The following is an 18,909-nucleotide window of genomic DNA, read 5'->3' on the forward strand; positions in this document are numbered from 1 at the left end:
CTTGGGCCCCGGGCCCGTTCGCCCCTAGGGTGACGGCATGTCGACGTCACGCGTCATCACCTGGGAAGTGTTCGAGAGCAAGGGGACCGAGACCGCCTGGATCGAGCTGACCGGCGATGCCATGCGGGCCCGTGGCCGTGCGGTGGGGACGGTTCCGCAGCCGTACTGGATCGCGTACGAACTCGACACCACCGAGGGCTTCGTGACCCGGCGGCTGCGGGTCACCGCCGAGACCCACTCCGGCACACGGGACCTCGATCTGCGCCATGACGGCGAGGGCCGGTGGACCGCGGACGGCGAGCGGCTGCCCGGCATCGACGGCGCCCTCGACTGCGACCTCGGCCTGTGCCCGCTGACCAACACCATGCCGGTACTGCGGCACGGGCTCCATCGCACGCCGGGTGAAGAGGACTTCCTCATGGCCTGGGTCTCGGTGCCGGACCTGACCGTCCAGCCGTCGCCGCAGCGGTACACCCACCTCGACCACACCGACGACGGCGGACGCGTCCGCTTCACCTCGGGCGACTTCCGCAGCGACCTGGTGTTCGACGTGGACGGCTGCGTCGTCGACTACCCGGGACTGGCGACGCGTCTGGCGCCCCGAAGGGGCGCGGGGAACTGCGCGACCAGCCACGACGGCGCCGCAGACAACAGACGACAGACAGCGGCACCACCAGCGGAGCGCTAGCGCTCCGTCACCTTGCCGTCCGCGACCTCCAAGCGGCGCGTCACATGCACCGCGTCCAGCATGCGGCGGTCGTGAGTAACCAGGAGCAGCGTGCCCTCGTACGAATCCAGAGCCGACTCCAGTTGCTCGATGGCCGGGAGGTCGAGGTGGTTGGTCGGCTCGTCGAGGACGAGAAGGTTGACGCCTCGGCCCTGGAGCAGGGCGAGCGCGGCTCTGGTCCGCTCGCCCGGTGACAGCGTCGCCGCCGGGCGCAGTACGTGGTCCGACTTCAGGCCGAACTTGGCGAGCAGCGTGCGCACTTCGGCCGGTTCGGTGTCGGGAACGGCCGCGCTGAAGGCGTCCAGCAGGGACTCCGGGCCGTGGAACACCTTGCGGGCCTGGTCGACCTCGCCGACGAGGACGCCGGAGCCGAGGGAGGCCTGGCCCGCGTCCACGGGGACCCGGCCGAGCAGGGCGCCGAGCAGGGTCGACTTGCCCGCCCCGTTCGCGCCGGTCACGGCCACCCGGTCCGCCCAGTCGATCTGCAGGGACACCGGGCCGAGGACGAAGTCACCGCGCCGCACCTCGGCGTCCCGCAGGGTGGCGACCACGGCGCCGGAACGCGGGGCCGCCGCGATCTCCATCCGCAGCTCCCACTCCTTGCGCGGCTCGTCGACGACGTCAAGGCGTTCGATCATGCGTTGCGTCTGGCGGGCCTTCGCGGCCTGTTTCTCGCTGGCCTCGCTGCGGAACTTGCGGCCGATCTTGTCGTTGTCGCTGGCCTTGCGGCGTGCGTTCTTCACGCCCTTGTCCATCCAGGTGCGCTGCATCTGCGCCCGGTCCTGGAGGGCCGCCTTCTTGTCGGCGTACTCCTCGTAGTCCTCGCGGGCGTGCCGCCGGGCCGTCTCGCGTTCCTCCAGATAGGCCTCGTAGCCGCCGCCGTAGAGATTGATCTGTCCCTGTACGAGGTCGAGTTCGAGGACCTTGGTGACGGTGCGGGCGAGGAACTCGCGGTCGTGGCTGACGACGACCGTGCCGGCGCGCAGGCCGCTCACAAAGCGTTCGAGGCGTTCCAGGCCGTCCAGGTCGAGGTCGTTGGTCGGCTCGTCGAGCAGGAAGACGTCGTAGCGGGACAGCAGGAGGGAGGCAAGGCCCGCGCGCGCCGCCTGGCCGCCGGAGAGGGAGGTCATCGCCTGGTCGAGGTCCACGGCCAGGCCCAGTGAGTCGGTGACCTCCTCCGCCCGTTCGTCCAGGTCGGCGCCGCCGAGGTCGAGCCAGCGCTCCAGGCTCGTCGCGTACGCGTCGTCGGCGCCCGGTGCTCCGTCGACGAGCGCCTGGGTGGCCTCGTCCATCGTGCGCTGGGCCTCGGCCACGCCGGTGCGGCGGGCCAGGAACTCCCGTACGGTCTCGCCCGGGCGGCGCTCGGGCTCCTGCGGGAGGTGGCCCACGGTCGCCGTGGGCGGCGAGAGGCGCAGCTCGCCGTCCTCCGGCGTGGCGAGTCCGGCGAGGATCCGCAGCAGCGTGGACTTGCCGGCGCCGTTGGCCCCGACCAGGCCGATCACATCGCCGGGCGCGACGACGAGGTCGAGCCCGGTGAACAGCGCGCGGTCGCCGTGGCCGGCGGCGAGGTTCTTGGCGACGAGGGTGGCAGTCATCAGACCGTAGATCCTAGTGGCCGTACGGAGCGGATCGCGCCCGGATCATCCGTGCGCCATCGCCTCCACCAGCACGCTTCCCGACGTCCGCGCCACCACGAAGGACTCCCCCTTCACCGCCTTGGCGTCCAGGGCGATGCGATGCCGGCCGGGTTCCAGGATTCCGTCGAAGACCTCGTGGGCGTGGGTGCGGTAGAGGCGGTCGAGGCGGTACGCGGTGAGCTGGACCCGGCAGGGCGAGGTGACCTCGATGCCCGCTTCGCCGTCGGCGGCGACCAGCCGGGTCAGCCGGCGCCGGTCGGCGGGGCTGCGGTCCAGGGCGTGTTCGATCTGGGCGACGAGCAGCGGGACGATCGGGGCGAGTCCGTCGACGTAGGCGACATCGACACCGGCGCGGTCGAAGGCGGCGCGTACGGCGGCACGTTCCTGCTGGGTGACCGCGCGGCCGAAGGCGACGGCGCCGTAGCCGCGCAGTTCGTCGGCGGGGACGTCGGCCGCGTCGCGGGTGATGTCGGCGCCGATGCCGATGGTGCGCAGCGCGGCGGCGAGCTTGGCCAGCAGGGCGACGCGGGCGCCGATGAGCAGGACGCGGCGGCGGGCGCTGCCGGAGCCGTCCAGCAGTGAGTTGAGCGCCGTCCGGTACTCGGCACCATGGAAGCGGAACGGCCCTATGCCGTGGTAGCCGTTGAGCTCCAGGTCGGCGTACTCCTCGGTCTGCCAGGCGAAGTCGCGCCAGATGTAGTCGTCGCCTTCCTTCTCGATGACCGCGGTGACCGCCCCGCACCCCAGGTCCTCGCATTCGGGACAGCCGTAGATGACGTACCGGCCACCGGGCAGGGGTGCGTCGGTCTCCAGCATCAGGCTGCGGACCTGGGCGGTGAAGATCGCGGGTGGGACGTCCGAGGCGAGTGGGGAGACGGCGTCGAGGTCGGAGAGCTGGAACAGCAGCGGACGGTCGTTCACGATGAAGTCCACGAAATCCCGGTGTACTTGGTAGTCACCGTTGGCGAGAACTCCACCGGCACGCATCGCCGGTGCCAGGCCGAAGGTCGCGTACTCGGCAGACATGCTGTGAGTATCCCCAGAGAGAACGCTCTCTGAGCACGGCATGACACATTCCGCTACCGTCCCCGGGTGAGCAATGAGCCGAACGACGAGATCATCGTGGTCGGCGGCGGGGTCATCGGGCTGACCACGGCCGTCGTCCTCGCCGAGCGGGGCCGCCGGGTGCGGATGTGGTCGCGGGATCCGGTGGAGCGGACCACCTCGGCGGTTGCGGGCGCGCTGTGGTGGCCGTACCGGATCGAGCCGGTCGCGCAGGCGCGCAGGTGGGCGCTGCGGTCGCTCGATGTGTACGAGGAGTTGGCGGGACGGCCCGAGGTCACCGGCGTACGCATGGTCGAAGGGGTACTGGGCGAGACCGGTCTCGACGATGCCTGGGCCGCCGACCGGCTGCCGGGGCTGCGTCCGGCGACCGCCGAGGAGTACCCGGGCACGGGCTTGTGGGCGCGGCTGCCGCTGATCGACATGGCGGTCCATCTGCCGTGGCTGCGGGAGCGGTTCCTCGGCGCGGGCGGTGCGCTCGAGGTGCGTACGGTGTCCGCCTTCGCGGAGGTCGACGCGCCCGTCGTGGTCAACTGCACCGGGCTGGGGGCGCGGGAGCTGGTGCCGGATGCGTCCGTACGTCCTGTGCGCGGGCAGTTGGTCGTCGTGGAGAACCCCGGCATCCGGACCTGGCTCGTCTCCACCGACGCCGCCGGGGCGATGGCGTACTTCTTTCCGCAGCCCGGCCGGTTGCTGCTGGGCGGCACGGCGGACGAGGACGACTTCTCGACCGAGCCGGACCCGGCGGTGGCGGAGGCGATCGTACGGCGGTGTGCGGCGCTGCGGCCGGAGATCGCCGGGGCGCGGGTGCTGGACCATCGGGTCGGGCTGCGGCCCGCGCGGGACACGGTCCGGCTGGAGCGCGAACTGCTGCCGGACGGGCGGCTGTTGGTGCACAACTACGGCCATGGCGGTGCGGGTGTCACCGTGGCCTGGGGCTGCGCGGACGAGGTGGCCCGGGTCGTCAACGAGCGGCTGTGACCCGCTCCTGCCCCTCCCGTGGGCTCGCGCGGTGCACGACGGCCACCGCCGAGAGAGCGACCGCCAGGCCGACGGCGGTCTGCGCGGTGAACGGCTCACCGAACATGGCGGCACCCCAGACGGCCGTGACGGGGGCCATCAGGAACATCAGCGTGTTGACCTTGGTCACCCCGGAGCGCTGCAGCACCAGCCAGTACAGCCCGTAGCCGCCGAACGTCGACAGCGTCACGAGCCACACGGTGGCCAGCCAGAACGACGGTGCGGAGGAGGGAGCCGCGGCCCCGGCCGCGGAGGCGGCGACCGTGAAGACGAGTGCGCTGGTGGTGCAGTGGACGGTCATCGACACCATCGGCGTCGCCTGTGCCCGGGAACGCTCTTCGAGGAAGGTGGCCGCCACCAGCGAGAGCATCCCGGCGAACGGGACGAGATAGACCCACCAGGCGACGGCGGTGGTCGCCGAGGCGTCGGCCGTGGTGACGACGGCGACACCGGCGAGGCCCAGGCACAGGCCGAGCCACTGCCGCGCGGAGACGTACTGACGCAGCAGCGGGCCGGCGAGCGCGCCCGCTACGAGGGGCTGCGTGCCGTCGATCAGGGCGGTCGTGCCGCTGGAGACGCCGAGCTGGATGGCGTAGTAGACGGTGAGCAGATAGCCGCTCTGGGAGAGCAGCCCGATCGCGCTCTGCCGTGCGATGTCACGCGCGGTCAGTCCCTGCCATGAGGCCCGCCCGCGGCCGATGGCGACCGCGATGAGGATGACGGCCAGCGGCAGAAAGCGCCACATCAGGAGCGTCACCGCGCCCGCGTGCTCCGTGCCCAGCTTGGCGCCGACGAACCCCGAGCTCCAGCAGAGCACGAAGGCGACCGACAGCAGGATGTTCATGGTCCACCACTCACTGTGGCTATACAGATCGGTCTACCTACTCAGACCACTATACAGATCGGTATAGTCAGGTGCCATGAGTACCAGGCGGATCACGATGACGCCCGGTGCGCACCGCGTTCTCGCGGCGGCGTCCCGGCTGTTCTACGACCGCGGCATCCACGCGGTCGGGGTGGACCTGATCGCCGCCGAGGCCGGGGTGACGAAGAAGACGCTCTACGACCGGTTCGGGTCCAAGGACCAGATCGTCGTCGAATACCTCGCCGACCGCGACGAGCGCTGGCGGCGCTTCGTCGCCGAACGGCTGGATCGCGTGGAACCGGGATCCGTCGACCGCGTTCTCACGGTGTTCGACGCATCCCGGTCCTGGATGACCGAGGGCAGCCCGAAGGGGTGCAGCATGGTCAACGCCCACGCCGAGATCAGCGATCCCGCCCACCCGGCCTACGCGATCATCATCGGGCAGAAGCAATGGATGCTGGAGCTCTTCACCGATCTGGTCCGGGAAATCGCGCCCGGCCGGGCCGACCAGCTGGCCCCCGCCCTGATGCTGCTCCACGAGGGCGCGCTGGTCGCCCACGGCCTGCGCATCTTCCCCGACCCGATCGGCCGTGCCCGAGAGGAGGCGGGCGAACTCCTCGACGCTCAGCGGTAGTCGTGCCCCAGTGGGTCGCCCTCCGTCTCCGTGCCGGGGCCTGGTCCGACCCTGATCCCGAAGTCGCCGTCGTACTTCTGGTGACCCTCGATCACGGCGAGTTCGACGGCCTCGGAGCCCATCGCGCCGCGCACGATGATGGGGTCGTGGCGCAGGTCGCGCATGAGGGCGACGCACATCCCGATCATCACGAGGACGAACGGCGCGGCGGCCAGGATCGTCAGGTTCTGCAGGCCGGTGAGCGCATCGCCCTGGCCGCTGCCGACGAGCAGCATGATGGCGGCGACGGCTCCGGTCACCACGCCCCAGAACACGACGACGAAGCGGCCGGGTTCGAGGGCGCCCTTCTGGGAGAGCGTGCCCATCACGATGGACGCGGCGTCGGCACCCGAGACGAAGAAGATGCCGACCAGGATCATCACCAGCAGGCTGGTGACGGTCGCGATGGGGAACTCCTGGAGGAGGCCGAAGAGCTGGCCCTCGGGGGTCGACTCCTCGCCGAGCGCGCCGCCCTCCTTCAGCCTCATCGCCGAACCGCCGAAGACCGCGAACCAGACGAGGCTGACGGTGCTGGGCACGAGGATCACGCCGCCGACGAACTGCCGGATGGTGCGGCCCCGGCTGATGCGCGCGATGAACATGCCGACGAACGGCGTCCAGGAGATCCACCACGCCCAGTAGAAGACGGTCCAGCTGCCGAGCCAGTCCGCGACGCCCTCGCCGGTGCTGGCCTCGGTGCGGCCCGCGAGCTGCGGCAGATCACCCAGATAGGAGAAGACGGAGGTGGGCAGCAGGTCGAGCACGATGATCGTGGGACCCGCGACGAACACGAACAGGGCGAGGATCAGGGCGAGCACCATGTTGGTGTTGGACAGCCACTGGATGCCCCGCTCGATGCCGGAGACCGCCGAGGCGACGAAGGCCAGGGTCAGCACGGCGATGATGGCGACGAGCAGTCCGGTGCTCACGTCGTCCATCCAGTCCAGCTCCTGGAAACCGGAGCCGATCTGGAGCGCTCCCAGGCCCAGCGAGGCGGCGGAGCCGAAGACGGTGGCGATGATCGCGAGGATGTCGATCACCCGGCCGCCGGTACCGTTCGCGTGCTTCTCCCCGATGAGCGGGGTGAAGACCGCGCTGATGGTCTGGCGCCGGCGTTTGCGGAAGGTGCTGTAGGCGATGGCGAGGCCGACCACCGCGTAGATCGCCCAGGGGTGCAGGGTCCAGTGGAAGAGGGTGGTGGCCATCGCCGTCTCCATGCGTTCCGCGGAGTCGGCGGGGTCGGTGCCCGGAGGCGGTGTCGTGTAGTGCGAGAGCGGCTCGCTCACGCCGTAGAACATCAGGCCGATGCCCATGCCGGCGCTGAACATCATCGCGACCCAGGACACGGTGCGGAACTCGGGCTCTTCGCCCTCGGCGCCGAGGTGGATCCGGCCGTAGCGGCTCATCGCGAGCCACAACGCGAAGACGACGAAGGCCGAGGCCGCCAGTATGAAGGCCCAGCCACCGTTGTGGATCAAGCCGTTGAGCATCTTCGTGGAGGCGCTCTCCAGTGAGTCCGTCCCCACCGCGCCCCAGATCACGAAGGCCACGGTGATGACGGCGGTGACGCCGAACACCACTCGGTCCGTCTGGTGGCCCGGGCCGCCGGGAATGTCCGAGGGACCTTCCCGGCCGCCTCCCCTCTTCTTCAGATCTTCAGTCATCTGCGGCACCTTCCCTGAGAAACCGTGAGGTACGCCTGTTCTGTGTTGTGCCTCACGGCCTACCACAGGTGCCGCCGATCCAGACCGCCTCAGCAGTCGGTGTCGGGCTCACCGGCCGTGAGGTGGTACGGCGCGCGCTCGTCGAGCAGCAGCGGGACGAGGGCGCGCAGGGACTGGCGGAGCGGGACGTAGGTGCCCTGCGTCCGCACTCCGTGCAGGGCGAGTTCGTCCTTGAACTCCGTGTACTGGTCCCGGGTGAGCCGGTAGCCGCAGGGCGGGTCCTGGATCACCTCGGCCGGTTCGGGCGGGTCGTTGTCGGCGCCGCCGACGTAGACGGGGCCTCTGTCGGCGTAGCCCGCGAGGCGCGCGCTGCCCGTCGCGACCTCGACCTGCCTGCGACGCTCGTCGATGTACTCGAACAAGCCCTTCAGCGCGGCGAGTTGGGAGTCGACCCGGCGCCGGTTGTTCAGCGACTCGTCCGCCTTCTCGGCGTCGGTCAGGGGATCGACGCGGCTCTCGATGAGCAGGCCGATCGAGTGCTTGACGCCGGACATGTTCCGCAGGATGCGTTCCTGGCCGTCGCCGGCGACCTGCTTGATCGGGTCACCGGTGACGGGGTCGGTCCAGATGCCGTAGGTGCCCGCCGTGTACCCGGCGTTCTGTGCGGCGGGGCGGACGTAGGCCTGGGAGAGGGTCTCGCCCTCGTCGTGGACGGCGGTGGCCGCGTTGAGGTTGCGGGGCCAGAGGTCGAAGAGGTCCTTGTCGTAGTACGGCGGTGTGGCGCCGTACTCGTGCAAGTCGTAGACAAGGTCGGGGCGTTGGTCGCGGATGACCGTGGCCAGGGTGCGTGCCTCGGCCGTCTGCAGGGCGAGGTGGTCGCGGTTGATGTCGACGCCGTCGCTGTTGCCGCGGGTGTCGGCGGCCCGGCCGTCGGGGTTGGCGGTGGGCACGACGAGCAGGGTGGTGCGGTCCAGGAAGCGGCGGGTTTGGTGGTCGGTCGCGTAGGTGAGATCGCGGATGGTGGTCAGACAGGCCTCGCGGCCGGACGGTTCGTCGCCGTGCTGGGTGCAGATGAGCAGGACCTTGGTGGGCGCGTGGGGTGCGCCGAGGCGGGCGAGTTGGAGCGGGCGGCCCTGCTTCGTCGTACCGATGCGGGCGATCGAGACGCGGTCGCTCGCCTTGTCGACGGCGGCCAGGAAGTCCTGCTCCTCCGGCTGGGTGGTCCAGCGGGCGCCGTTCGACTGCTCGAATCCGGTGCGCGGCGGAGAGTCCGCCGCCTGCGCCGGCCCGGCGACCAGGGATGCGGCGAGGGCCGCCGTGATGACGGTCAGTGCGCGGATCACCGATTGCCTCCCGGAATGCGCTGGACGGTGCGCGGCGCCTGGACGCCGTCGAGGGTGATGGCCTCAGGGGCGAGCGGCGCGGAGCCCGCGGTGGCGCGGACGAAGGCCTTGGCGCCGCCGACCAGCGGGACCTGGGCCGAGGTGCGGGACAGGTCGAGGGCCAGCGTCGGCTTGGTCGACGGCGGCTCGATGAGGTCCCTGTCGGTGCCCGCGACAATCAGCGCCAGCCGGTGTCCGGCCGGGATCACATGGTCGGTCGCGCCCAGGTCGAGGGTGATGCGGTACGCCTTGCCCGGGGTGAGCGGGCTGCCCGTCTCGTCGGAGGCGTGGTTGCCGAGGTCGGCCCAGCCGCGGCTGACGATCGTGTAGTCGACGTCCGCCGTCGTCGCCTTCGTCTCCTTGAAGCAGGCGCTGTCGCCGCTGGTGCTCGCGCCCCAGCAGGTGCGGTCGGTGAGGGTGGTGATGCCCTCGCCGCGCGCCGCGTAGTCGCGGATGGTGTCGGGGCCGAGGTCCACGAGAACGGCGGAGAGGTGGGCCGTCGAGGTGGTCGGGGTCGCGGTGACGGTCACCCCGGAGGAGCCGGACAAGCGCAGATCGCGGGTGAGCGGCCCTGTGACGAAGCCCGTCTTGCCGGGGGTCGAGGTGCCGATCTGCGCGGCCCAGTCGGTCTCGCCCAGCTGGGGGTCGTCGGTGAAGGTCTCGGTGCCGCGGCCCTTGCCGAGGCCCAGGGTGCCGACGCCGGGCTGGGCACCCGAGTCGGGGCGCAGGGTGGTGGTCCGGGTGCCGCTCGGCGGCCAGGTGTCCGAGGTGACCCACTGGTCGGGGTGGCGTTCGATGTCGGCCATGGGCTCGTCGTCGATGCCGTTGTCGTAGCCGAGGAGTTCGTGGTCGAACCAGCGGTGCAGGGTGTCGACCCAGTCGGCGCGGCGGAAGTCGAAGGGGTCGACATGGCCGGTCTGGGAGAGCCAGATCTTGCGCTCGACGCCGTTCTTCGCAAGGGCGTCCCACCACGGACCGACGTGCTGCATACGGACGTTGAGGTCCTGCATGCCGTGGATCAGGAAGACGCTCGCCTTCACGTTCGCGGCGTCCTTGACGTAGTCGCGCTCGGTCCACAGCGGTGTCCGGTCGCCCGTACGCGGGGCGCCGTCGACGAGCTTCTGCTGGACGGCCGCGCACTTGGCGCGGGCGTCGGCGCTCTCGACGGCGTTGGACAGCGCGTCGGGGCCGGAGTCGTAGAGCGGGGCACCCTTGGTGAAGTAGTAGTCGTACCAAGTGGAGATGGCGGCGATCGGGACGATGGTCTCGAGGCCCCGAACGCCGGTGGCAGCGACGCCGTTGGCGATCGTGCCGTCCCAGCTCTTGCCGATCATCCCCGTCCTGCCGTTGGTCCAGGTGGCCTTGGCGCGGGTCGTGCCGGTGCGGGTGGTGTAGGCCTTGGCACGGCCGTTCAGCCAGTCGACGACCGCTTTGGCGGACTGGATGTCGGAGCGGCCGCCGATGTCCACGCAGCCGTCGGAGCGGTTGGTGCCGGTGAGGTCGACGCCGACGAACGCGTAGCCGCGCGGCACGAAGTAGTTGTCGTAGAAGAGCGGCATCTGGACGACGTCGCCGTCCGCGTCGTACGTCTTCAGCTGGCTCTCGTTGCCGCGTCCGCAGCAGGAGTAGTAGGGGCTGGCGTCCATGATGACCGGGATCTTCCGGCCCTGCTGGGCGGGTTCGCGCGGGCGGACGATGTCGACGGCGACGCGGTCCGTCCTTCCGTCGCTGTCGCCGTCGAGTCCGGTGTCCACCCATACGGCCTCGCGGACGGCTTTCTCGTACGAGTACACCGGCCTGCTCTCGCGCGGGGCGCCGTGGGCCGCGGCCGGGGTGAGGAGCGCGGCCATCAGGGCGGCTACGGCGACGGCGGCGAGCGATCTCCAGGTCGTGAAGCGCACGAGCGGTCTCCAGGTCGTCAAGCGCATGCGTATCGGCATGCGCCGGACGGTACATCGGTCAACTCCCGTGCAGAAGAGGGCCATCCGGTGCGGACGAGACGGTTGCGCCATTCGGCTCATGACGGCCGAATGGCGATCGTGTGACAGGGGCCACCATGGACACGCCAGGGAACACAGCGAATGAATAGGCTCCGAACAGACTTCGGTCCCCTACGACTTGGAGCTTTCGTGCACCGCAGATTCATCGCGCCGGGCTCGCTCGCCGCGGCCTGGCTGCTGCTGGCGATCCCGGCATCGGCCGCGAGCGTGTCCCCTGGCGCGCCGGGTATCGGCGACCCCTACTACCCGGCCTACGGCAACGGCGGATACGACGTCTCCCACTACGACCTGCGGCTGAAGTACCAGCCGGCCACCGACGAACTGTCGGGCACCGCGACCCTGCTGGCCCGCACCACGCAGGACCTGTCCCGGTTCAACCTGGACTTCCTGCTGGACGTGAGCGAAGTGCGGGTCAACGGAGCCAGGGCGTCCTTCACGACGTCCGGCGAGCACGAGCTGGAGATCACGCCCAGCAAGCCCCTGCCCAAGGGCACCTCGGTCACCGTCGTCGTGCGGTACAGCGGAGTGCCGTCGTCCAAGCAGGCGTACGGCTTCACCAGCTGGCACCGCACACCGGACGGCGGAGTCGCCGCGAACGAGCCCGAGGCGGCCTGGTGGTGGTTCCCGAGCAACGACCACCCGCTCGACAAGGCCACCTACGACGTGTCGGTCGCCGTGCCCGACGGTACCCAGGCCATCTCCAACGGCACGCTCCAGTCGTCGAGTTCACGCGCCGGCTGGACCCGCTACAACTGGCGCTCCGACAAGCCGCAGGCGACCTACCTCGCCACGCTCGCGGCCGGGAAGTTCGACGTCACGACGGGCACGACCGAGAGCGGCATTCCGGTCATCAACGCCTACAGCAAGGACCTGGGCGCAAACGCCGGCGCGGCGCGCGCGAGCGTGGAGCGGACCGGGGAGATCGCCGACTGGCTGACCGGGTACTTCGGGCCGTACCCGTACAACGCGCTCGGCGGATACGTGCCGAACACCGACACCGGGTACGCGCTGGAGACCCAGACCCGGCCCTTCTACAGCCCGCGCCAGTTCGCGAGCGGCTCGAACACCTCCGTCGTCGTCCATGAGCTGGCCCACCAGTGGTACGGCGACCTGGTGTCCGTGGCCGGCTGGAAGGACATCTGGATCAACGAGGGCTTCGCCCGGTACGCGCAGTGGCTGTGGTCCGAGCACGAGGGCGAGGGCACGGCGCAGGAGATCGCGGACTACGTGTACGCGTCGCATCCGGCGGACGATGCGTTCTGGACGGTGAAGCCGGGCGACCCGGGGCCGGAGAACCAGTTCCACCTCGCGGTCTACGACCGGGGCGCGCTGGCCCTGCAGGCGCTGCGGAACGAGATCGGGGACGAGGCGTTCTTCGCCGTCCTCAAGGGCTGGCCGAAGAAGTACGCGCACGGCAACGCGTCGGTGGCCGACTTCCGGGTGTACGCCGAACAGGTGTCGGGCAAGCCGCTGGCCGCGCTCTTCGACACCTGGCTGTACCAGCCGTCCAAGCCGAGCGCGCCCGCGGCACGGTCCGCGTCCATCACCCGGGAGGCGGCACCTGAAGCGCCGCCGAAGTCATGGAAGAAGATCGCCGCGACGAACGGGGTGCACGACCACGAAGACGCGGACCGGGACGCCCCGCGACACCAGCACTGACGCGCTCCGCGCCCTCCCGCGGTTTACGGTGGGCCCACGCGCCGGACACGCGTGGGCCGGCCGGCGCCGCCTGACGAGGGAGTCTTCCAGTGCGGGACGTCGCGATCATCGAGGCACCGTCCGTGCTGGGGCTGCGGCCGACCGGCGTCGAGGAGCTGCCCGGGGCACTGCTCGACGCGGGTCTGGCCGACGGCCTCGGCGCGGTGCGGGCGGGCAGGGTCGAACCGGGGCCGTACGACCCTGAGCGGGACACGGAGACCGAGGTCCTCAATCCGGCGGGGATCGCCGACTACTCCGTACGGCTTGCCGACGTGGTGGGCGGGGTGCTCGACGAGGGCCGGTTCCCGGTGGTGCTGGGCGGCGACTGCAGCGTGCTGCTCGGCAATCTGCTGGCGCTGCGGCGACGGGGGCGGCACGGGCTGCTGTTCCTCGACGGCCACACCGACTTCTACCAGCCGGCGGCGGAACCGGTCGGCGAGGTGGCCTCCATGGAGCTGGCCCTGGCCACCGGGCGCGGGCCCGCCGTCCTGGCCGATCTGGAGGGGCGGGGGCCGCTGGTGCAGGACGCGGACGCGGTCGCCCTGGGCTTCCGGGACCAGGCGGAGGCCTCGGTGTTCGGGATGCAGCCGCTGCCGGACGCACTGCACGCGATGGACCTCGACGCGGTACGGGAGTTGGGCGCGGCCGAGGCGGCACGGCGTGCGGTGGATCTCCTCACGGGCGGTGGCACCGCGGGGTACTGGGTGCATCTCGACGTCGACGTACTGGACGACGCGGTCATGCCCGCGGTGGACTACCGGCTGTCCGGCGGGCTGTCCTGGGAGGAGTTGGAGGCGGTGCTCGGCACTGCCCTCTCCGGGCCGGGTGCGATGGGCCTCGACGTCGCGATCTTCAACCCACGCCTCGACCCCGACGGCACCATCGCGGCACGGCTCACCGAGTGTCTGCTGCGGGCGTTCGCGTCCCGGGGCTGACCGGCTCGCCCAGCACGCGGCTCGCCAGCTCTGCCGCCAACTCCGGGATGTGCGTGTGGAGTTCGGCTTCCGCGGCGGCACGGTCGGCCTCAAGGCGGGTGGCGGCACGGGCGAGGAGTGCGTCGCGCTCGCGTATGCCGTCGGCGCGGGCCTCGGCGATGAGTGAAGCGCCCTCTGCCTCCGCCTGCTGGCGCGTGCGCGCCGCGTCGTGCCGGGCCTCGGCGAGCAGGGTCTGCGCCTCGTCGCGCTTCTCCTCGGCGAGGGCGCGGACCTGCTCGGCGTGCTGGGCGACTCCGTCCGTCGCCTGGTCACGCGCGTCCATGATGCGGCGGGCGCGGCGGAGCAGCGGGACCATGCTGAGGTAGCAGACGGCGAACAGCACGAGGCCGACGGCCAGGTCCAGTACCTGGGGGTTCAGCGGGCCGATCTCCACCGGAATTAGGTCCATGCCGCTCCTTTACCCACTGAGTGGGTCGCCGTAGGCCCTCCGGCGGTGGGTATCTGCGGGTTGAGTGTGGCTGGTCGCGCAGTTCCCCGTGCCCCTATGGGGCGCATCGCTGACCGTGTGTTATTTCGTTGCCGTGCGGCGGCGGAGGGCGTACCAGCCGGCGGTCAGCATTGCGGCGATCAGCGGGATGAGGAGGAGCGTCTTGCGGCCGACCTCGGGGTCGTTCCACATCATGGCGAGGCAGGCCAGCAGGAAGGCGATCGTGGTGATCTCGGTGACGGGGCTGCCGGGGAGCCGGAAGTGCGGTCGGGTGACCAGGCCCGCCTTGGCGCGGCGGACGAAGACCAGGTGGCAGACCATGATGATCACCCAGGTGCTGATGATGCCGAGGGAGGCGACGTTCAGCACGATCTCGAAGGCCTGGCTCGGCACGAGGAAGTTCAGGCCGACGCCGAGCACGCATACCGCGCAGGTGAGCAGGATGCCGCCGTAGGGGACCTGGCTGCGGTTCATGCGGGCGGTGAACTTGGGGGCCGAGCCCGCCATCGCCATGGAGCGCAGGATGCGGCCCGTCGAGTACAGGCCGGAGTTCAGCGACGACATCGCCGCCGTCAGCACCACCAGGTTCATCACGTCGCCCGCCGCCGGTACGCCGATCTTCGACAGGACCGTGACGAAGGGGCTCTGGTCGGCCGAGTACACCGAGCCGGGGAGGAGGAGGGCGAGGAGGACGACCGAGCCGACGTAGAACAGGCCCACGCGCCACATGATCGAGTTCACCGCGCGCGGGACGATCTTCTCCGGCTCGGCGGTCTCGCCCGCGGCGACGCCGACCAGTTCCAGCGCCGCGTACGCGAAGATCACGCCCTGCATGACGAGGACGACCGGCATCAGGCCGTGCGGGAAGATGCCGCCGTTGTCGGTGATCACGGCCAGGCCGGGTGTCGTGCCGCCCACCTCGTGCTGGGTGGCCAGCAGGAAGATGCCGATCAGCATGAAGCCCACCAGCGTGGCGACCTTGATGATCGCGAACCAGAACTCCATCTCGCCGAAGATCTTCACCGAGATCAGGTTCACCGCCAGGACGACGGCCAGGGCGATCAGCGCCAGCACCCACTGGGGGATGTCGGTGAACATGCTCCAGTAGTGCGTGTAGAGCGCGATCGCGGTGATGTCGGCGATACCGGTCGTCGACCAGTTGAGGAAGTACATCCAGCCGGCGACGTACGCGCCCTTCTCGCCGAGGAACTCGCGCGCGTACGACACGAAGGAACCGGAGGACGGGCGGTAGAGGACCAGCTCGCCGAGGGCGCGGACCACGAAGAAGGCGAAGACGCCGCAGACGAGGTAGGCCAGTGCGAGGGCGGGGCCGGCGTTGTGCAGGCGGCCGCCCGCGCCCAGGAAGAGTCCGGTGCCGATCGCGCCGCCGATGGCGATCATGTTGACGTGGCGGGCCTTGAGATCCTTGCTGTAGCCGGCGTCGCCCGCGTCCGCGGGGGTCCCGGTCGCCTCGGGACGGTCGGCGACCTGTGCCGTGTCCACGGCGTCCTTGCTCACAGGTGGTACCACTCTCTGGTGCGCCCGGGCAGGGGTGGGCCCGGGTTTCCGTGCAAAGGTGTGGCCCGCACCGCGTCTGGACGCGGTACAGACCAAGGCAGCACCTTCCCAGGAGCTCGCCCCGTATGCGGTGGCTCATGTCACAGAGCGTTGCTTCTCACAAGGTCATTCGGTGGGCGCCCGAGGTTTCACAGTGTTGGTGAGACAGCGATACTGCTGCACATGACGACCGAACCCACCGACGTGGCGGAGCCGACCCTCACGATCGACGAGCTGGCCGCACGGGCGGGCGTCACGGTCCGCACGGTCCGCTTCTACAGCACCAAGGGCCTGCTGCCACCACCGGTGATCGGTCCACGCCGGGTCGGTCACTACGGCCAGGAGCATCTCGCGCGCCTCGCGCTGATCGAGGAACTCCAGACACAGGGCATGACCCTCGCCGCGATCGAACGCTATCTGCGGCAGCTGCCGCCGGACCTGAGCGCGCACGACCTCGCCATCCACCGTGCCGTGGTGGCGAGCTGGGCCCCGGATTCGGTGGAGACGGTGACGCGCGAGGAGTTGCAGCGGCGGGCCGGGCGGACGCTGAGCGATCAGGACGTGGAGCGGCTGGTGGCGATGAACGTGGTCGCGCACGAGGACGGCGCGTTCCGCGTCGACTCCGGTCTGCTGCGCCTCGGCGTCGAGCTGCTTGACGTACCGCTGTCCCAGGAGACGATCATGGCGGCCCGCACGGCGCTGATCGAGCACTCGCGCGCGGCGGCGCACGAGTTGTCGCGGCTGCTGCGCGAAGCCGTGGCCGAGCGGGCCGCGGAGGATGTGAAGTCGCTGTCCGCGCACATGCATCCGCTGGTGGTGCAGGCTCTGCTGACGACGTTTCAGCGCTCCCTCAGGGAGGAGCTGCGGGAGTGGCTGGACGGGATGTCAGAAGCAGGCGGATCCGCCTGAGACGGGCAGCGGCTGCCCGGTGAGGAAGCCGCTGCCCGTCCACGCCCTCGCAAGGTGAGCGCGCCGCTCAGTGCTATGTCACATCTGACATGTCACATCGCGTCGGTGAACTTCTCGCCCTTCTCCGCCTTCTCCACCAGCAGCGCGGGCGGCGTGAACCGCTCCCCGTACCGCTCGGTGAGTTCACGCGCGCGTGCCACGAAGCCGGGCAGGCCGCCCTCGTAGCCGTTGATGTACTGCAGGACGCCACCCGTCCAGCCAGGGAAGCCGATACCGAAGATGGAGCCGATGTTGGCGTCGGCGACGGACGTCAGCACGCCCTCCTCCAGGAGCTTCACCGTGTCGAGCGCCTCGGAGAACAGCATGCGTTCCTGCATGTCGCGGAACGGGATCTCCGCGCCCTCTCGCGTGAAGTGCTCCCGCAGGCCGGGCCACAGGCCCGCGCGCTTGCCGTCCACGTAGTCGTAGAAGCCCGCGCCGCCGCTGCGGCCCGTGCGCTCGAACTCGTCGATCATGCGGTCGATGACGGCCTCGGCGGGGTGGGTCTTCCAGGTGCCGCCGGATTCCTCCACGGCTCGCTTGGACTCGCTGCGGATCTTGCGCGGCAGCGTGAGCGTCAGCTCGTCCATGAGGGACAGCACCTTGGCCGGGTAGCCCGCCTGGGCGGCGGCCTGCTCGACCGACGCGGGCTCGACGCCCTCGCCGACCATGGCCACGCCCTCGTTGATGAAGTGGCCGATGACCCGGGAGGTGAAGAAGCCGCGCGAGTCGTTGACGACGATCGGGGTCTTCTTGATCTGCCGGACCAGGTCGAAGGCGCGGGCGAGTGCCTCCTCCCCCGTCCGCTCGCCCTTGATGATCTCGACGAGGGGCATCTTGTCGACGGGCGAGAAGAAGTGCAGCCCGATGAAGTCGCCCTGCCGCTCCACGCCTTCGGCGAGGGCGGTGATCGGGAGCGTGGAGGTGTTGGAGCACAGCAGCGCGTCCGGCGCGACGATGTGCTGGATCTCCTGGAACACCTTGTGCTTGAGGGCCGGGTCCTCGAAGACGGCCTCGATGACCGCGTCGCAGCCGGCCACGTCCTGCGGGTCCGCGGTCGGCGTGATGCGGGCCAGCAGCGCGTCCACCTTCTCCTGGGTCGTACGGCCCCGGGAGACGGCCTTCGCGCACAGCTTCTCGGAGTAGCCCTTGCCCTTGGCGGCGGCTTCGGCCGATACGTCCTTCAGGACCACCTCGATGCCCGCGCGGGCGCACGAGTAGGCAATGCCCGCGCCCATCATCCCGGCGCCGAGGACGGCCACCTTGCTCACCTTGCGCGGTTCGATGCCCTTGGGGCGGTTGGCGCCGGAGTTGACGGCCTGGAGGTCGAAGAAGAACGCCTGGATCATGTTCTTCGACGTCTGTCCCGCGGCCAGCTCCACGAAGTAGCGGGCCTCGATGACCTGCGCGTTCTCGAAGTCGACCTGGGAGCCCTCGACGGCGGCGGCGAGGATGTTGCGCGGGGCCGGGTAGGGAGCGCCGTTCGTCTGCTTGCGCAGGGTGGCGGGGAAAGCGGGCAGGTTGGCAGCGAACTTGGGGTTCGCCGGGGTTCCGCCCGGGATGCGGTAGCCGGGCTTGTCCCAGGGCTGCTGCGACTCGGGGTTGGCCTCGATGAAGGCGCGGGCCTTGGCCATCAACTCGTCCTGGGTGGCGGCCACTTCGTGGATCAGGCCGTTCTCCAGGGCACGCTGCGGGCTGTACTGGGTGCCCTGGAGCAGCACCTTCAGCAGCGCGTCGGCGATGCCCAGGAGGCGTACGGTGCGGACGACGCCGCCGCCTCCGGGGAGCAGGCCGAGGGTGACCTCGGGGCAGCCGATCTTGGAGCCGGGGGCGTCGAGGGCGATGCGGTGGTGGCAGGCGAGCGCGATCTCGTAACCGCCGCCGAGGGCCGCGCCGTTCATCGCCGCGACGACCGGCTTGCCGAGGGTCTCGATGCGGCGCAGCTGGCGCTTGATCGCCATGCCGCCGTCGAACAGCTCCTGTGCCGTCTCGGGGGTGACGCGGATCAGGTCGCGCAGGTCGCCGCCCGCGAAGAAGGTCTTCTTGGCGGAGGTGAAGATGATGCCGCGGATGGAGTCCTTCTCGGCCTCCAGGCGGTCGGTGATGACGGCGAGGGAGTCGCGGAACGCCTGGTTCATGGTGTTCGCGGACTGGTCGGGGTCGTCGAGGACGAGGGTGACGACGCCGGTGCGGTCCTGTTCCCAGCGGATGGTGGTGCTCTGTGTCATGACGGGTCTCCGTAGAAGCCGTTGAA

General features: G+C 70.3%; 15 protein-coding genes. 6 read left to right on the forward strand and 9 right to left on the reverse strand.

Going from position 1 to position 18,909, the window contains the following annotated elements; translation table 11 throughout:
- Positions 1-37 precede the first annotated feature (37 nt).
- Positions 38-688: a putative glycolipid-binding domain-containing protein gene (locus ACTWQO_RS11420; protein ID WP_443237123.1), complete on the forward strand. Its 651-nt coding sequence runs from the start codon at positions 38-40 to the stop codon at positions 686-688.
- On the opposite strand, the gene ACTWQO_RS11425 is transcribed toward ACTWQO_RS11420, so the two are convergent.
- Together ACTWQO_RS11425 and ACTWQO_RS11430 are read right to left on the reverse strand one after the other, a co-directional pair.
- On the reverse strand, positions 685-2,322 hold the full coding sequence (locus ACTWQO_RS11425) for an ABC-F family ATP-binding cassette domain-containing protein (protein WP_443237124.1): 1,638 nt from the start codon (positions 2,320-2,322) through the stop codon (positions 685-687). The two genes, ACTWQO_RS11420 and ACTWQO_RS11425, sit on opposite strands and share 4 nt — an antisense overlap.
- Before the next feature lie 45 nt (positions 2,323-2,367).
- Entirely contained in the window at positions 2,368-3,390 is a 1,023-nt protein-coding gene (locus tag ACTWQO_RS11430; RefSeq protein WP_443237125.1) for an oxidoreductase, read from the reverse strand.
- A 66-nt stretch (positions 3,391-3,456) separates the two neighbouring features.
- Between ACTWQO_RS11430 and ACTWQO_RS11435 the strand changes: the two genes are divergently transcribed.
- Positions 3,457-4,407: an FAD-dependent oxidoreductase gene (locus tag ACTWQO_RS11435; RefSeq protein WP_443237126.1), complete on the forward strand. Its 951-nt coding sequence runs from the start codon at positions 3,457-3,459 to the stop codon at positions 4,405-4,407.
- Here ACTWQO_RS11435 and ACTWQO_RS11440 read toward each other — a convergent pair.
- Positions 4,391-5,290, reverse strand: coding sequence for a DMT family transporter (locus ACTWQO_RS11440; protein WP_443237127.1), 900 nt, complete (start codon positions 5,288-5,290; stop codon positions 4,391-4,393). The genes ACTWQO_RS11435 and ACTWQO_RS11440 overlap by 17 nt on opposite strands.
- 76 nt (positions 5,291-5,366) lie before the next feature.
- On the opposite strand from ACTWQO_RS11440, the gene ACTWQO_RS11445 reads away from it, so the two are divergent.
- On the forward strand, positions 5,367-5,945 hold the full coding sequence (locus tag ACTWQO_RS11445) for a TetR/AcrR family transcriptional regulator (RefSeq protein WP_443237128.1): 579 nt from the start codon (positions 5,367-5,369) through the stop codon (positions 5,943-5,945).
- Here ACTWQO_RS11445 and ACTWQO_RS11450 read toward each other — a convergent pair.
- The 3 genes from ACTWQO_RS11450 to ACTWQO_RS11460 form a co-directional block, all read right to left on the reverse strand.
- Positions 5,936-7,648 (reverse strand): BCCT family transporter, encoded by a 1,713-nt coding sequence (locus ACTWQO_RS11450; RefSeq protein ID WP_443237129.1) that lies wholly within the window; start codon positions 7,646-7,648, stop codon positions 5,936-5,938. The two genes, ACTWQO_RS11445 and ACTWQO_RS11450, sit on opposite strands and share 10 nt — an antisense overlap.
- An 89-nt stretch (positions 7,649-7,737) precedes the next feature.
- The gene (locus ACTWQO_RS11455) at positions 7,738-8,991 is read right to left on the reverse strand and encodes a M14 family metallopeptidase (protein WP_443237130.1); all 1,254 of its coding nucleotides are present in this window, start codon (positions 8,989-8,991) and stop codon (positions 7,738-7,740) included.
- A complete protein-coding gene (locus ACTWQO_RS11460; RefSeq protein WP_443237131.1) occupies positions 8,988-10,970 on the reverse strand; it encodes a Xaa-Pro dipeptidyl-peptidase in 1,983 nt (660 codons plus the stop codon). The genes ACTWQO_RS11455 and ACTWQO_RS11460 overlap by 4 nt, the downstream gene beginning before the upstream one ends.
- 189 nt (positions 10,971-11,159) lie before the next feature.
- On the opposite strand from ACTWQO_RS11460, the gene ACTWQO_RS11465 reads away from it, so the two are divergent.
- Entirely contained in the window at positions 11,160-12,689 is a 1,530-nt protein-coding gene (locus ACTWQO_RS11465; RefSeq protein WP_443237132.1) for a M1 family metallopeptidase, read from the forward strand.
- Between the two features lie 89 nt (positions 12,690-12,778).
- A complete protein-coding gene (locus ACTWQO_RS11470) occupies positions 12,779-13,663 on the forward strand; it encodes an arginase family protein (RefSeq protein WP_443237133.1) in 885 nt (294 codons plus the stop codon).
- On the opposite strand, the gene ACTWQO_RS11475 is transcribed toward ACTWQO_RS11470, so the two are convergent.
- Positions 13,623-14,111, reverse strand: coding sequence for a F0F1 ATP synthase subunit B family protein (locus tag ACTWQO_RS11475; protein WP_443237134.1), 489 nt, complete (start codon positions 14,109-14,111; stop codon positions 13,623-13,625). The genes ACTWQO_RS11470 and ACTWQO_RS11475 overlap by 41 nt on opposite strands.
- A gap of 120 nt (positions 14,112-14,231) precedes the next feature.
- Entirely contained in the window at positions 14,232-15,668 is a 1,437-nt protein-coding gene (locus tag ACTWQO_RS11480) for an amino acid permease (protein WP_443237135.1), read from the reverse strand.
- 222 nt (positions 15,669-15,890) lie between these two features.
- On the opposite strand from ACTWQO_RS11480, the gene ACTWQO_RS11485 reads away from it, so the two are divergent.
- On the forward strand, positions 15,891-16,616 hold the full coding sequence (locus tag ACTWQO_RS11485; RefSeq protein ID WP_443237136.1) for a MerR family transcriptional regulator: 726 nt from the start codon (positions 15,891-15,893) through the stop codon (positions 16,614-16,616).
- A 92-nt stretch (positions 16,617-16,708) separates the two neighbouring features.
- On the opposite strand, the gene ACTWQO_RS11490 is transcribed toward ACTWQO_RS11485, so the two are convergent.
- Complete coding sequence (locus tag ACTWQO_RS11490; protein WP_443237137.1) at positions 16,709-18,883, reverse strand: 3-hydroxyacyl-CoA dehydrogenase NAD-binding domain-containing protein; 2,175 nt, start codon at positions 18,881-18,883, stop codon at positions 16,709-16,711.
- Positions 18,884-18,909: the final 26 nt, after the last annotated feature.

The sequence above is a fragment of the Streptomyces sp. 4N124 genome (genome assembly GCF_052245395.1).
GTDB lineage: Bacteria > Actinomycetota > Actinomycetes > Streptomycetales > Streptomycetaceae > Streptomyces.